The organism is Haloarcula vallismortis ATCC 29715, assembly GCF_000337775.1.
Lineage (GTDB): Archaea > Halobacteriota > Halobacteria > Halobacteriales > Haloarculaceae > Haloarcula > Haloarcula vallismortis.
The window spans coordinates 1-15,503 of sequence record NZ_AOLQ01000027.1 but is presented as its reverse complement, the minus strand read 5'-3'; the positions used below and the strand labels follow the sequence as shown (position 1 = coordinate 15,503).

The following is a 15,503-nucleotide window of genomic DNA, read 5'->3' as shown; positions in this document are numbered from 1 at the left end:
CAAAGTTGGTGGGTCAGTGCGCTGTCGGGTCATTTCGTGATTCGCTCCCGGGCCGGATCGAACAGCGGCTCGTCACGCACCGTCGCGTCGTATGTCTCGCCTTCGCACTGTATCTGAACCGATGTTCCGGCTTCGGCGTATTCGGTCGGCACGTACGTGTACGCGATCGACTTGTCGATACTGTAGCCGTAGTTGCCGGCCTGGACGTAGCCGATCGCCTCGCCGTCTTTCAGCACAGGTCGGCCGCTCAGCATGATATCCGTCGAGTCATCGAGGGTGAGCGGCGTGATTTTGCTGTCGATGCCCTCCTCGCGCGCAGCCTCTAGCGCGTCCTTGCCGATGAACTCGGTGTCCATGTCGACAGCGAAGGGTAAGCCGGCCTCGAAGGGGTTCGAGTCCGTGTCGATGTCCGTCCCCCAGAGGCGGTAGCCTTTCTCTAACCGCATGGAGCTGAGCGCGCCGCCGCCCATCGGTCGGACGCCGAGGTCCTCGCCAGCCTCTTGCAGCGTCTCCCAGAGCCGTTGGCCGTACTCCGTCGGGGCCCATAGCTCCCACCCGAGTTCACCGACGTACGAGACACGCAACGCGATGACCGGTACGTCACCGACGTACATCTGCTTGGCCCGGAAGTACGGGAAGCCGTCGTTGGTCACGTCGGCGTCGGTACACCGCTGGAGGAGCAGCCGCGCGTTCGGTCCCCAGAGACCGATTGTCGATTTCGCCCCTTCCTCGACGTGGACCGACACCGTCGCGGGAGCCTCGTCTGTTAGGTGGCCGCCGTGGATACCGGGGGAGTTACCGCCGCCGGTCGTCACCATGAACTCCTCGTCGTCGAGTTTGACGACGGTGATATCAGCAAGAATGCCGCCGCCCTCGTTCAACAGCAGCGAGTAGCGGACCTGACCGGTTTCGAGGTCCATGTCGTTGCTACAGACCCGCTGGAGGAACGCCTGACTGCCCTCGCCTTCGACCATGATAGAGCTGAACGTCGTCATGTCGAACATCGACACCTTGTCGCGAGTGTGGAGGTGTTCGGCGGCCTCGATTTTCGAACGGTTGATGCCCTGCCAGCCATCCTGGTCGGGAATCCGGTCCTCGTATTTCTCGACGAGGTCGGCGTTGGACTCGTACCACTGTGGCGTCTCCCAGCCGCCGCTCTGGTAGAACTCCGCGCCGAGTTCTTTCTGTTGGTGGTAGAACGGACTGGTTCTGAGCCCCCTGTGGTCGTCGGGCTGCCACCGCGGCTCGACGATGCTGTACACCTGCTCGTATCGCTTGGCTCCGCGGTCCACGAAGTAGTCCTTCTCGCCGGCGTGGGGTTCGAACCGCCGGACGTGGATGCCGCCGGTATCGACCGGTCCAGACGGCAGCCGTGGCGTGCCGTTTTCCATCCATTCCGCGAGAATACGGCCGTAGCCCCCGGAGTGGGTCCACCAGATGGCCAGCCCCGTCCAGAGGCCGTCGACCTGCGCCGTCTCGCCGACTGCCGGCATCCCGTCGGGCGTAAAGACGAAGATGCCGTTCTCGGTGGCTTCGTACTCCACGTCCTGTGTCGCCGGCAGGAGTTCGTCGAAGGCCTGCTTCGCGGACTTGTCCCGCCCGCGGTGGGTCGGCGTCTCCCAGTGCTCCTTTGTGAACCCACGGACGGAGGCCTGATGCTCCTCCGAGTTCTTCCCCATCGCCTCGGGGTCAACCGAGAGTGTCTCGTGGTTGTACGACCCCATACCAAGCGCGTCGCCATGAGTCCGGAAGTACAGCGAGTGGTCCTGATCGCGGCCGACAGGCTGATGTGGCCCTTCGCTCATGTACTCCGCGATAGAGCGGTCGCCCGGGACCTCCAGTCCGGTTGTGTTGTCGCCCACCGATGTCTCGGCGTCAGCAAGTTCGTCCATCGGCTCCGTGACGACGTACTGGTGCTCGACCGGGGCAATCGGCAAGTCAAGCCCGGCCAGTTGGCCGGTCTGATAGCCCCAGTTGTTCGTCGCAATAACCGCCCGTTCACAGTCGATGCGGCCCTGGTCGGTCTCGACAGCGTTGATTTCGCCGCCCTCGACATCCAGATCCGTGACCTCCGTGTTCCCGTAGAACGACGCCGAGGAGTGTTCCATGTACCACTGCAGTGCGCCGATGCCGTCGACGCGCCCGTCGGTCGGCGAGTAGTAGCCACCCAGAATCTCGTCTTCGTCGACCATCGGGAGGTGCTCGGTGACCTCCTCGGGCGAGAGCAGTTGCGGCTCGGGCAGGCCATAGGAAGTCGCCCATTCCGTTCGGCGACGCAGGAAGTCCATTCGGTCCTCGCTCCGGGCCACCTCAATGCCACCGACCTCATCGTAGACACCGGCATCAGAAAGGAGCCGACTGGTGTAGTAGGCTGTCTTCGTCTGGATCTTCGACGGCGACGTTTGGAACATTATACCGGGGGCGTGGACTGACGACCCGCCAGTGACGGGCAGCGGCCCCTGATCGATGACCGCGACATCTTCCGCGCCGAGTTCAGTCAGGTGATACGCGACGCTACATCCGACGGCCCCGGCACCGATAACAACTGTATCCGCCCGAGACGGGGGAGTCTCTGTGCTCATGTATTTCGTTTGGGACTGTTTCTGTCACGATGTTAAATACACCGGTGGCGACAGTCGCGGCTCAGCGTATTTCGGATTATCAGGCCGTCTATCTACCACTCGGGGCATATCTGTGATGTATGGCCGACCGCTACGAGCGCGAGTCGCATCGAACCTCAGCATACTGCGTGGCTGACAATATCTGGTCTCCCCCTGGCTGAAAAGGTCGCTAGAGAGTCGCTTGTGAGGGTTCATCGATTGACAGCAGTATTAACACAGCCGCTCTGGGGAGAAAACGTGGCTGAACCGGTTCGTCAAACCGGGCGGAGGTAGTCGGACCGGGGCTCCCAGAGCGACCCGGCCATACGCAAGTCGTACACGTCTGCTAACGTGTCTCCGACTGTCCGTCCCTGTTTGCTCATCGCGGCAGCGAGGATGCCCAGTGGGACGCCCCGCTCGAAGTCGTCGTCTAGCTCTCGGAGGACATATGCGACGTCGTCTGATTCGGGGGCCTGTGAGACGGCACGGTGCTCCGCGGAGACCCACTCGATATCTGTGTCCAGGAGTCGCTGCCGGCGGCGGTAGAAGGCAACGACCTCGTTGGCCGTCGAGGTCGTTACTGTGGCACCAGTCGCGGCGCATTGAGCGACGAACGGCGCGTCCTGTTGGCTTCCCTGTGTCATCAGTTCAGGCCTCGTAGGCTTCCTGTGCGAGCCGATGCAGTCGGTGGACCGTGTGTTCGTTCGGACCCAGTTGTGCCTGCGCGAGCGCGCCTGACTTGAGCCCTTCGTACTGCCGCTCGACGAGCTCGAAGTCCTCCTCCTGAAGCTGTCGGCTCGTCTGGACGAACTCCCGTTCGGCGTCGGTCATCGCCTCGTCGCTGAAGTAGTAGTCGGCGATGAGCTGGAACCGACCCTCGTCGATCGGGTCGATGATGTACGTGCCGTATCCGTCCGCAGTTCCGTACATATTGACGGTGAAGTTCGGCCAGAAGTAGTAGAACTTGGCCTCGTGTTCGTCGTGAATCCGCATCTCGTCGTCGACGTCTTCGTCGTGGGTGTAATGTAGAATCCAGTGGTAGTCGTTGACCTCAAGCTCCGATTCCGTGAGCTCGATGTCAGTTATCCAGTCCTGATGGTTCGCGTGGCAGTGGTCACACTCGGAGTAATTGCCGGCGAACGTCTTCCAGTTACAGTCGACCTCGGAGACGTACCGCGTGGCGTGTTCGTACTCGCCCAGCGGCATGGCCTCCAGTTCCGATTTCAGCGTCCCCGCCTGCTCGGCCAGTGGTGTCGGATCGTCGGCGAAGTTGAGGAAGACGAACGGACCGATTCGGTCAGTTTCGACTTCGCTGAGGCTGTTCTCGCTGGCGTTCATGCCACAGACGTCGTCGTCGCTCAGGTCCGGATTGAGCCCCGCTTCTTCGAAGCTCTGTGGCGTGCTCTCGAGGTCGCCGTCGAGGTCATAAGACCACATATGGTACGGACAACGGATTCGCCCCATGTTTCCGGGGTCGGTCATGGGCGTATCCTCGACCATTTTCGAGCCGCGGTGGGCACAGACGTTGAAGAACGCCCGGACCTCGTCGTCGTGGTCACGAACGATGATGACTTGCCTGTCTCCGATGGTCCGGGTGAAATACGCACCAGGCTCGGTAATCGCGTTCGCGTGTCCGGCGTACACCCAGTATCGACCGAATATCTTCTCCTTTTCCAGCCCGTGGACATTCGGGTCTGTAAAGTATTTAGCCGGAAGTGCGTTCGTTTCGTCGGTTATATCAGGACTAACTGCTTCGACATCGTCATTAGACGGGTTCCACCTCGTCATACGTCTGTTTTTGCACCCGTGTTCCACATCACCATTGGCCACGGATAGTACACCCGTTTAAACAGGCCTGGGAGGACTGGATTCCGATACCGGGCCCGACACGCCGTTTCCACCGAGTCTGCACAAAGTCCAGCTAAGAGGTCTGGAGCCCGGTGTGCGGACTCAGGAAACCAGCGGTTCCTCGCGGACGGTCGCGTCGTACCGCTCGCCCTCGTAGAGGATTTCGACACTGGTGCCGGGTTCGGCGTACTCGGGCGGCAGGTACGTGTAGGCGACGCACGCGCCCTCGGTGTAGCCGTACTCGGCGCTGTGGAGATAGCCGATGGTCTCGTCGCCGTCGAGAACAGGCTTGTTGTCAAGCACGACAGCATCCTCGTCGTCCAGCGTCAGGCACGCGACCTTGTGGTCGATGTTGTCGCCGTCGGCGGCCGCCGCGACCGCCTCCTTGCCGATGAAGTCGGTTTCGAGGTCGACCGCCCAGCCCAGGCCGGCCTCGTAGGGGTTGTGCTCCGTGTGGAGGTCCTTCCCCCAGAGGCGGAACCCCTTCTCGATGCGCAGCGAATTCAGTGCGCCGTTGCCATAGGGCCGGATACCGTATTCCTCGCCGGTCTCCATGATGTGCTCCCAGAGGCGTTCGCCGTACTCAGAGGGCGTGTAGAACTCCCAGCCGAGTTCGCCCGCATAGGAGACCCGGAGCGCGGTGACAGGGATGTTCTTCACGAAGAACTGCTGGCTCGTGAAGAAGGGGAAGGCGTCGTCAGAGAGGTCAACGTCGGTGACCTTCGAGAGGACCTTTCGGGCGTTCGGACCGGTACAGACCATCGCCGCCAGGCTGGAGGTCACGTCATTGACGACCACATCCTCGGGGGACTGCTCGCGCACCCACGCGACGTGATTGTTCCCGACCTCACGGCCAGTGGTCAGCAGGAGGTAGCGGTCCTCGTCGGTTCGCGTGACCGTGATGTCCGCTCGCACGCCGCCGCCTTCGTTGCACATCAGCGTGTACTTCACCTCGCCCACGTCGATGTCCATGTCGTTCGTACAGAGGTACTGGACGAACTCGCCGGCGTCGCTCCCGATGACCTCCATCTTGTTGAAGGATGTCATGTCGTGGAGCCCGACGTTGTTGCGGACGTTCAGTGCTTCAGCGCCCTCGATGGGCGACCAGTACTTCGCCTCCCAGCCCTCGCGGTCAGGAATCTGGTCCCCGTACTCCGCCAGCAGGTCGGCGTTGGAGTCGAACCAGTGCGGTTCCTCCCAGCCCGCCTCTGCCCACAGTTCGGCGTCGTACTTCTTGTGGGTGTGGTACATCGGAGTCCGACGGATGTCTCGCTGTTTGTCGGTCCAGACCCACTTGGGGTGCATGATGTTGTAGACGATGCGGTACTCCTCGCCGCCGATGTCTCGGGCGAAGTCCCAACTCCCCTCGTGGTCGTCGAAGCGGTTCACGTCGCAGTGCGCGAGGTCAATCGGACCGGACGGCAGTCGCGGGACGCCGTGTTCCATCCACTCGGCGAGCGCTTTGCCGGCCCCGCCGGCATGGGTGACCCAGATGGCCGCCGCCGTCCAGAGGCCGTCGTACTCCTGGACGGGACCCATCACAGGCAGACCGTTGGGCGACTCCGCAAACATCCCGTTGTACTTGTGTTCGAGCTCCTTGTCGGCTGTCGCGGGCAACAGTTCGTTGCTGGCCTGACGGGGAGCTTTGTCCGGCCGGTCCGGGTGGGTCGCGTTGTCCATGTGGTAGTCGGTGAACTCGTGGACAGACCCTTGCTCGCCGTCGGGGTCGTTGCCGCCGAGTTCCTGTGGGTCCGGCACGATTGGCTCGTGGTTGTACGAGCCGATGCCGTAGGAGTCCCCGTGGTTCCGGTAGTACATCGCGTTGTCCTGGTCACGCAGAATCGGCCGGTCCGGGCCGACGAGGAGACGTTTCGCTTTCTCTCCGGAGACGTTCTCGTAGTTTTCGAACAGTGGGTGGTCGGTGATGTCGACCGCGCTGTCGGCAAGCTCGTCCAGCGACTCAGTCATCGTGTACTGGTGCTCGACGGGCGTCACGGGGAGGTGCACGTCGAGTTTCTCGCCGAGCTGCCGGGCCCAGATGTTCGTCGCGACGACGACCTCGTTGCACTCGATACTGCCGTTCTCCGTGACAACGGCCTCTATCGAGCCGTTCTCCGTCTCCACGTCCTCGGTGCGCGTGTGCGGAACGAACTTCGCGCCTCGGTCCATCGCTTCTCGGGCCAGCGCGTCGCAGGCGACCACGCCCGAAACTTGCCCGTCTGTCGGGGAGTAGTAGCCGCCCTTGATCTGGTCGGCGTCGACAAGCGGGAGATGCTCGGTGACCTCCTCAGGGGAAAGCAGCTGCGGGTCCTCGATGCCCCATGCCTTGGCGTACTCGACGCGGCGCTGGAGGAAGTCCATGCGCTCCTCGCTGCGCGCGACTTCGATGCCGCCGGTTTCGTTGTACGCCTGATGCCCGTCAGCCCCTTCGAGGTCCGAGTACAGGCGGCGGCTGTAGTCCGCAAACTGGCTGAGGACCTTCGGTTCCGCGGTCTGAAACATGATACCGGGGGCGTGCGTCGACGATCCCCCCGTAGTCGGCATCGGCCCCTGGTCAACTACGACTACGTCCTCGCGGCCGAGCTCTGTCAGCTGGTAAGCGATGTTGCAGCCGACGATTCCAGCACCGACGATAACGGTATCGGCCTGGGTCGGCAGGCTATCGGTAGGCTCCATGACTCTGGGTAAAACGTGCTATGGCGTGGCAATATAGTTACCGCCTGGTCCGTCTCCTTTGCAACCTGAAATGGAATTGTCACGTAGTGTTTCAGAATAACAGGAGTACCATTGTTAATACATTTGCGTCCCCTGCAGGGATTGTCGCCGCTGTTCAGAGATTCGCAGTCGCTTCCAACGGCCCGATTGTGCTGTCACGTTATGTGTTAACAGCCCATCATGACGTGTTCCCTGTAGTGCTTTCACACCAGCGGCGGCGTAACAGCCAGCGCTACCGTCCAGAGACAATCACAGCACCGTCCTATCTGGGCCGGCACAGCGCCTACTCCCAGCGCTTTTGTCTGCGCACCGTCGGGCCTTAGTATGGACTACGCGCCCGTGACGCACACGACGGCTGACCGTCAGATCGGACGATTACCGTCGGGACGAGACGTGTCTGTGACGGTCCACCGGTATGTCGGCGGTTCCGGACCGACTGTGTATATTCAGGCGGCGCAACACGGCATCGAACTCAACGGCCCAGCCGCGTTACGGCGGCTCCACGACCGCCTGATTGACGCGGTCATCGCAGGAACGGTCGTCGTTGTCCCGGTGGTAAACCAGCTCGCGTTCGATCACCGATCCTACATGACTCCGGGGGAGTACGACGTGATGAACCCGAACCTGAACCGCGTGTGGCCGGGCAACGAGCAGGGAAGCTTACAGGAGCAGTTCGCCGCTCGGCTGTGGGAGCTCGTCAACGATGCCGACGCGGCGGTCGACCTCCACACCGGTACGGCAGATATGCTGGAACACGTCCGATGTCGAGCAGATGATCCGGCCGCCGAGCGCCTCGCCGAAGCGTTCGGCACTTCTTACAGGCTCACCGACGCACCCGAGGACACAGATGACGACGGGTCCGGCAAGACGTTCCGGGCTGCGGCTTCGGCCGCCGGGATTCCGGTTATCACTGCGGAACTATCGAACAGTCGTCGGATTGCACAGGACGCGGTTGCAGCGGGTGTCGACGGAATGCAGAATCTTCTGTGCGAGTGTGGAGTCCTCCCGGAAGACCCCGAGTCAAGAGCTTCGCAGACGATACTCCGAAACGATGCCGAGCCAGTCACCGCGTCAGAATCGGGACTGTTCGAATCTCGCCCGGATATCGCCGTCGGCGACACTGTCGACGCCGGGGAGCGACTGGGGACTGTGTACGAACCAGCCGCCTTCGAGCAACAACAGGTCGTTTCGGCGACAGAACGAGGAGTGGTGTTCTCGATTGCTAGGGAGTCCGTCGTCGTGAAAGGAGAGCGGCTTGCGGGTATCGCGACACCGGGATGACCGGCACATGTCCGGTGGCTCACCGATGAGTGCTGTGTCAGACGTGTGGTGATGGCCGCAGTTTTGCGGGCGTTTATAAATGGGTTCGGTATTCCACACCTATCTCTACACCATAACGTGTCATAGTCACTCAATAACATGGGACTCCACACCGCTTTCACGGCGCTCGCGGAAGTTATCGATGCGTACGAATCCCGCGGCCGGTCCATCAAGACCGTCGAAGCATCGCCTGCCGGCACCGGTGATGCAGTCCTCGATGTGACGGTGGCCATGCCGGTCTCCCTGCGTTCCGGTGGCGGCGCTGATACGGGTCTCACACCGGAGACGGCGAGGCTGACCGATACTGGTGACCTCGAAGTCACGTTCTCACCACCGGCTACCGACCTCCCGTCGACATCCGGTATCTCACTGTCAATATGTGACGCCTCGGCAACGGTCACCGACGATGGCTTACTCCTGAGAGTAGATCTGACAATCGACGCCACGGCCGCGTCAGACGGGGTAGCCAGCGCGGACTGTGGACCTGAACAGGCTGGCTCTAGCGACATAGCGACAGTTACCGGATCGCGTTCGGCCGATACCGCCGAGGGTGACAGTCCTCCGTCCGACGGGTCGGCCGTCTCGACTGCAGAGTCTGTCAGCGACGGAGATAGTGGTTCAAAAGAAGGCCCACAGCCAGATGACGCGTCTACGGCCGATACGCCCTCCGGTCGCGACACCGACTCCGAATCCGACCCATACGCAGCCGTCCGCGACGACTCCGTGCCACCGTATGAGGACACTGATTACCTGCAAACCCTGTACGACGACTGCGACAACTTCAGAGAAATCGCTGAAAAAATACAGATGGACGTCTCCTCCGAGACTGTCCGACGGTACATGATCGAAGCGGACATCCACGTCCCGAACACGTACAATACCTCCGATGACGGCGAGGAAGAACCGTCGACTGAATCAGCTGCCTCGAACGAGGGCGCAGACCAGTCCGGAGCTATAGACGGGGACGAACAGGTCACTACGGTCGAGCCTGTTTCCGCAGAATCAGCCGGGTCCGCCGAAGAGTCCGTCGGAGAGCTTCCCGACGAGCAACTGGTCACTGACGGAATTGGGCTCCCACCTGCTGTCCAACTGCAAGACGTTGCCGACGCGGTCGTCGAGTCGGATACGGTGTACGAAGTACAGCGATGTCTGGGGCTTGACCGCAGCCAGGCCCGGGACCTGCTGGAGGAACTCAATCTGTTAGACCTCGTCCTGCGTCGACTCGCAGACGAATCGGACCAAGCTGTCTCATACAGGACAGTAGCGAGTCGAATCCGACAGTGCACGCCACATAGCGCGTGATGCTAGCAGGTTCTTATAAATGGGTTCGATGCCCCACCCACAGAGAAAAGTACGGGTACGTCTTATATATGACAACACATGGCCCTCGGAACTCGTGCAGTCTCAGACAGTCAAGGTGTCCAGACGCTGCTGACGAGCGCTCGGTTCGAACTGATGCCGTTCGAGAGCTTCGACGAGGAGATTACCCACCTTCCTAACGACGCGACGATTGCAATTACGACCTCGCCACAGCTCGGCATCGAGAAGACCGTCGAAAAGACAGAGCAAGCCGCTGCAATGGGGTACGACGTCGTGCCACATGTCGCAGCCCGCTACGTGGAAGACTGGGAGCAACTCGAAGCAATAGCCGAGCGACTGGAACAGGCAGGCATCACGGACATCTTCGTCCCGGGCGGCGACCGCGAAGAGCCGGCCGGTGAGTACGAGTCAGCTCTCGATATGCTTGAAGCGCTCGCAGAGACCGAGTACACGTTCGAAGAAGTCGGCATCACTGGCTACCCCGAGGGCCACGACTTCATCGACGACGAGACGCTGGCGGAGTCGATGGCCCAGAAAGCACCGTACGCGACGTACATCGTCACGCAGCTCTGTTACGACCCGGATGCCGTGTTAGAGTGGGTCGAAGATATCCGCGGTCGCGGTATCGAACTCCCGGTCGAAGTCGGTATCCCAGGGGTAATGAACTACCAGCGACTGATGCAGATATCCCAGAAAGTCGGCGTCGGTGACTCGATCAAATTCCTCAGGAAGACGACGGGCATCCTCGGGTTCGTCAAGCAACTCGTCGGCTCCCGGGGGACCTACGAACCAGACGAACTCATCGACGGTCTTGCGCCATACGTCGGGGACAACGAGTACAACATCCGCGGCGTTCACATCTACACCTTCAATCAAACGCCTGACACGGAGCAGTGGCGGCACAAGCGTCTCGACTCCTGAACCCAACTGTTCGACTAGACTCGGGACACCCACCGACAAGGTCTGTTTTCGGCCGAAATGCCCTCTGTCAGCCAGCGTTGCTGTGGCTAAATGATTCCCATCGGAGTCCAGCAAGAAACTGCGTCGATATTCCCCCAAGCACACCTGGACGGTCACAGAACTGTGGACTGATCAACGTGTGAGAACGACATAGCCCGACGACAACAGCAGTGGAAACTGGGAACGGCAATCGGGGGAATAAACGGCGGACGGCAGGGAGGTTCGCCGGCGGCTGGGACAGGCGGAGTGAGGGGTTAGTCGTCGCTTTCGGCTTCTTTCCGAGCGTTGAGCTTCGCCTGCTCACGGGCGCTTGGATTGACGGACTCCTTGAACGGCACCTTCGCGGCGGTGGCGAACACCGGTTCGCCGGGTTCCTCGGCGTACTCGTCGGGGAGGTGAACCCGGAACTCCAGATCCAGTTCCTCGTCGTAGATTTCGTCGTTGAGCGGCGTGTCGGTGACTTCCTCAATCTTCTCAGCCGGGACAAAGCCCATGCCGATGTTGGTCTCCAGGTCCGGGTTCCACCACGGAGAGGTGAGGTAGCCACATTCCTCGCCCGTGTCCGGGTCAGAGATGAGCCAGAAGTCGGGGGCGTAGTCGCGGATCGGCTCGCCGGCGATCTTCAGGCCGATGAGCTTGTGCTCGAACGGGTAGTTGCCGTTCTCGATCTGTTCTTTCTGCTCTTCGAGAACCTCTTTACCGATGTAGTCGGCCTCCTTGTCGTCGGGGACGTGGTAGCCGAGGTTGACCTGGAACGGCGAGGTCTCGTGGTCCAGATCCTGACCCCAGGACATGATGCCGGCAGCAATCCGGCGGTGGTGTCCCGGTGCGATCTGGCGGCCGTCGTGGTCTTTAACCGATGCCATGACGGGGTCCCACACCTTCTCGGCGTCCTCGTGAGCGTTTCGGACGTAGATCTCGAACCCTTTCTCGCCGGAGAAGCCGGTCTGGCTGATGAGCACGTCGGCACCGTTGATTTCGGCGTCCATCAGGCCGTAGTACGGGACGTCTTTGACCTCGTCGCCGACGACGTCGACCATCACGTCGAGCGCCCTCGGGCCCTGAATCTGCATCGGTGCGACGTCGATTTCGTCGATTTCGACGTCGAATTCGTTGTCGACGTTGACGCCCTGTAGCCACTGCATCAGCGTCGAATCTGAAATAGAGAACCAGAACTCGTCTTCCTCGGGACGCAGCAGAACGGGGTCGTTCAGGACGCCGCCGTCCTCGTTACAGAGGATGACGTACTTCCCGTCCATAGCGTCCATGCCCGTCACGTCACGCGTGACAACGTAGTTCGTCAGCGCCTCGGCGTCTGGACCCTTGACACGGATCTGGCGCTCTACGGCGACGTCCCAGAGGGTGACGGTGTTAGTCAGTGCGTCGTATTCCTTCATCACGCCGCCGTCTTCGGGTTCGATGAGGCCGCGCGGGTGATAGAGGCGGTTGTAGACGGTCGCTCGCCAGGCCCCCTCCTCATTGAAAGACTTGTGGAAGAACGGGGATTTTCGAACGCGCGTTGACACCAACATCTCGATGTTGGGGTCACCAGTCTGGCGGAGGTTACGGGGGACTGTCCGATCTGACTGGTCGACACTGGGATAGTTAGGGTGTTCCTCGTTACCGCTCATGCCTCTGAAAGAAGATGTGAAATACTAATAAAAGATACTGTTACTTGCTTCTGGGATTTATATGCGGGGTAGAGTTGACTGGCAGCAGCGATGCTCTGAGTCGCTGTGTTAGGGCTCTTGAGCATGAATTTTCATCAGAGTGCGTAAGCGTATGACTCGATCAAGACTGGTCACTGTGGTACGAGACGGTCAATACAAAACACGACTGTGCAATCGCTGTGACTGTTCAGTTATCTATTAGTCCGATGGACTGCTGGTTCGCGTGTATTTCACGATAGCGAACTCGCTGTGTGTCGTTCGGTCGGTCTCCGTCCAGCACGACCAGTCGACCGTCGGGAAGACCGTATCGCCATCGAAGGATGCTGTTAGTTCGGTCAGAAGCAACTCGTCGGCCTGTGGAAGAAACTGCTCGTACACCGTCGCCCCGCCGATAACGTACGTCAGAGATGCACCACTGTCGGCCGCTTCTGCCAACGCCGTCGTTGTCGAGGTAACGGCCGTGACACTGTCGGGAAGCTGGCTCGGTGTCGTGGTCAAGACGATGTTCAGTCGCTTCGGTAGCGGGCCACCAAGGTCACGCCGAATACTTTCGAAGGTCCGCCGCCCCATAATCACGGGATGACCGACTGTTGTCTGTTTGAAGTGTGTCAGGTCTTCGGGATACTGCCACGGAACGTCGCCGCCAGCGCCGATCACGCCATTAGCTGCGACGGCGGCGATCACAGAGAGTTTCATACATAGCTCTTTGCCGCGCTGCTGGTAATAACTCCGTCCCAGTCGACGAGTGGGGCCACCGCCCGCAATTCGCATATCAGTCCCGCTGCCCGAATTGGAGGCACAGAGCGGGGGACGAACGGTTGCTCTCGGGTATCGTACCTGCGGCGCATGCGACCGGGTGGGTAAGATGTTGTTACTCCAGTGCTAGCTCGGACCATGATAGCGTATTTCGCGCGCCACTTATGAGGGTCAGCCATATAAAATGTTGCATGGATACGATTCACCTGTCGCCCGGGCCCGCCGCTGCTCAGGCGTTTCGCCTGGGAATTGTCGCGAGCGCTGTCGGTGGGCTCGCTGGAATCGCGGCTCTGTACTGGCTAGACGTTCTGACTCCATTGTTTGCTGGATACGTGCTCGTCCTCCTGTTCCCTGTGTATCTCATCTTCGCCGCGACGGCGTTGAGCGTGTGGTTGGGATACAACAAGGACGCGACAGCCCTACGGCCAGTCTATCGTCAAAAGGATTCGAGTGGGCAATCGAAGTAGCTTTTGACGGTGAATGAGATATACTATCCGGCAGAAGACATCTCTCTTCGCCACGCTTCATAGATAAATCGTACAATCCGTTTTCAAATGCGATTCGATGTCACCAGCTGAGATTGAAACTTGAAACGCAAGGAGGAACACCCTCCGAACACTCGCCAATATCCGACCTGCGAGCTCAGTCCTCTCTGTCTATTATCGTTGCCGCAATGAGGTTCCGCATCCCACGGCGGAGTCTGCCGCTCATGGCTGTCGAGGATAGTCCGATTTCGTCGGCGACTTCGTTCAACGAGATGTCCCTTGGTTCTCCGAAATACCCGTTTTCGTACGCAGTTGTCAGGGCGGTCCGCTGTTCATCGGTCAATCCATACGACGACTCGCCACCGGTGTCCGTGTTTCCGTATATTTCGATAATATCGAGGGAAATATCGTTCTCGTTTGCATACTCCCAGATAGTATTGAGCGCTTCGCGGTCAGGGAGCAAGAGTCGGACAAGCCACCCATTGCCCTTTGTCTCTGTATGGATGAGGAAACCGTTGACATCGGTAACGACGGAGCTGATGAGTTTCGTTTCAGGAGTGTGTTCGATGTAGTATATGCCGGTCTGGTCGGTCCAGTCGACAAGTTCGTAGCTCTGGACTGTCGGGTCGGTATCAAGCATCTCCTCAAGTCGCGCCCTGTCGTGGTACTCGATGAGGAACGGAAACACAGTAGACCCCGGATCGGTGTTCCCCTGCGTGATGACACGGATGGCTATATCGCCGAGGTTCTGTAAGGTTGGAACCAGCGCGAGGCGTTCGTGTTCGATGTGAATCTTCGTCGTTATTGACATTGTGTGGGGAGGGGACTGCTATCGAGGCGTCAAAGATCAGTTCGAGCTGGACAGCTGAACACCATCATCGGTGAGTTGCTATGTATATGCTGGGTCTCCACGTCAATGTTTACATACACAGATGCACACACGAGGGCAAAAATATAAATCTGACTGTAATCCAAGCCATCCAGAGCGTTCTGAGGAACGGACACTCTCACCGTTGAGAACAGATATCAAGCCAATTCCGGGAACAGACCAGGGGAAGCTGGTTCAAATGCTATGTGTTCTCAATCCACACAATCTAGGGAAACGAACGGGCTCTACTGATAATCTGTGCCAATAATCATTGAAAATTGTCTGTAATAAATGTCCGTAATTATCCACCAGTGAGCTTAGTATGCTATAACGAGTATTATGTATTGAAATGAGTAACCAACAGACCAAGACTACAGAGAATGGCAAGTTCTCCAACGACGATTTCTATCTGCCGGCAGTCGCGCTCCCACCGAATTTCGATCGTATTGAGTCGGTCGTTTCCGACCTCTTTGACTTCCACGGTGTCGTGTTGATCCCGGACAGCTACAATAAGTGATTCCTTGACCACGGTTTAGCAGTCCATCCGAAAATGGACTAGCCACGACCCCTTACTCACCCAGTTCGTCGGCGACCGCTTCGACAACCTCGATAGGAACGTCGTACTCGTCGGCGACTGCTTGTGCCCGTGCTGCTGAGAGCGAGCTGTCTTCAGCGACTGTATCCGTACAGGGTTTTCGAGGGTGTGCCGGTGCTAACGTGTCATCACTGATGGACAAATTGACTGCGTCCCATCGGGTGTAATGGCCCATCGCATCGAAGTACGCTTTTGTTGCCCGCCGTTCGTCGTCCCGGAACTCTGCGGTCAGAAGCCCCTCCTCACCGACCAGCGGACCGGCCTTGACTATCCCCGCCGGGTTGATGAGCATACTCCCGCCCGCGGCGACGTTGAATCCGAGTTCATCCTCCGAGAAGCCGTCTGGCACAGCGTCGTTCATATACG

At 59.7% G+C, this 15,503-nt stretch carries 11 protein-coding genes and 1 pseudogene; 4 read left to right on the top strand and 8 right to left on the bottom strand.

Features of this window, described 5'->3' with window-relative positions; all coding sequences use genetic code 11:
* Window positions 1–29: 29 nt before the first annotated feature.
* From C437_RS07490 to C437_RS07475, 4 genes are all read right to left on the bottom strand, one after another.
* Window positions 30–2,582, bottom strand: a complete 2,553-nt coding sequence (locus C437_RS07490; RefSeq protein WP_004516325.1) for a GcvT family protein — start codon at window positions 2,580–2,582, stop codon at window positions 30–32.
* 293 nt (window positions 2,583–2,875) lie between these two features.
* On the bottom strand, window positions 2,876–3,244 hold the full coding sequence (locus C437_RS07485; RefSeq protein WP_004516324.1) for a hypothetical protein: 369 nt from the start codon (window positions 3,242–3,244) through the stop codon (window positions 2,876–2,878).
* Window positions 3,245–3,248: 4 nt separating this feature from the next.
* Window positions 3,249–4,388, bottom strand: coding sequence for an aromatic ring-hydroxylating oxygenase subunit alpha (locus C437_RS07480; RefSeq protein ID WP_004516323.1), 1,140 nt, complete (start codon window positions 4,386–4,388; stop codon window positions 3,249–3,251).
* A 162-nt stretch (window positions 4,389–4,550) separates the two neighbouring features.
* On the bottom strand, window positions 4,551–7,124 hold the full coding sequence (locus C437_RS07475) for a GcvT family protein (RefSeq protein WP_004516322.1): 2,574 nt from the start codon (window positions 7,122–7,124) through the stop codon (window positions 4,551–4,553).
* 363 nt (window positions 7,125–7,487) lie between these two features.
* Between C437_RS07475 and C437_RS07470 the strand changes: the two genes are divergently transcribed.
* The 3 genes from C437_RS07470 (at window position 7,488) to C437_RS07460 (ending at window position 10,724) form a co-directional block, all read left to right on the top strand.
* Window positions 7,488–8,444, top strand: a complete 957-nt coding sequence (locus C437_RS07470; RefSeq protein WP_004516321.1) for a succinylglutamate desuccinylase/aspartoacylase family protein — start codon at window positions 7,488–7,490, stop codon at window positions 8,442–8,444.
* A 138-nt stretch (window positions 8,445–8,582) separates the two neighbouring features.
* Window positions 8,583–9,785, top strand: a complete 1,203-nt coding sequence (locus C437_RS07465) for a hypothetical protein (protein WP_004516320.1) — start codon at window positions 8,583–8,585, stop codon at window positions 9,783–9,785.
* A 78-nt stretch (window positions 9,786–9,863) separates the two neighbouring features.
* Window positions 9,864–10,724 carry a methylenetetrahydrofolate reductase gene (locus tag C437_RS07460; RefSeq protein WP_004516319.1) on the top strand — a complete coding sequence of 287 codons (861 nt, stop codon included), beginning with the start codon at window positions 9,864–9,866 and terminating at the stop codon, window positions 10,722–10,724.
* A gap of 293 nt (window positions 10,725–11,017) precedes the next feature.
* On the opposite strand, the gene C437_RS07455 is transcribed toward C437_RS07460, so the two are convergent.
* The 3 genes from C437_RS07455 to C437_RS07440 all read right to left on the bottom strand — a co-directional run bounded on the left by C437_RS07455 (window position 11,018) and on the right by C437_RS07440 (window position 14,485).
* Window positions 11,018–12,394 carry an aminomethyltransferase family protein gene (locus C437_RS07455; protein WP_004516318.1) on the bottom strand — a complete coding sequence of 459 codons (1,377 nt, stop codon included), beginning with the start codon at window positions 12,392–12,394 and terminating at the stop codon, window positions 11,018–11,020.
* Window positions 12,395–12,631: 237 nt separating this feature from the next.
* Window positions 12,632–13,129 carry a dihydrofolate reductase gene (locus C437_RS07450; protein ID WP_004516317.1) on the bottom strand — a complete coding sequence of 166 codons (498 nt, stop codon included), beginning with the start codon at window positions 13,127–13,129 and terminating at the stop codon, window positions 12,632–12,634.
* Window positions 13,130–13,831: 702 nt separating this feature from the next.
* Window positions 13,832–14,485, bottom strand: coding sequence for a DNA-binding protein (locus C437_RS07440; protein ID WP_004516315.1), 654 nt, complete (start codon window positions 14,483–14,485; stop codon window positions 13,832–13,834).
* A 406-nt stretch (window positions 14,486–14,891) separates the two neighbouring features.
* Between C437_RS07440 and C437_RS20560 the strand changes: the two genes are divergently transcribed.
* Window positions 14,892–15,059 carry a hypothetical protein gene (locus tag C437_RS20560; RefSeq protein WP_004516314.1) on the top strand — a complete coding sequence of 56 codons (168 nt, stop codon included), beginning with the start codon at window positions 14,892–14,894 and terminating at the stop codon, window positions 15,057–15,059.
* A 52-nt stretch (window positions 15,060–15,111) separates the two neighbouring features.
* Here the strand turns inward: C437_RS20560 and C437_RS20140 are convergent.
* Window positions 15,112–15,503 (bottom strand): annotated as a pseudogene (locus C437_RS20140) (carbon-nitrogen hydrolase family protein); the annotation flags it as partial.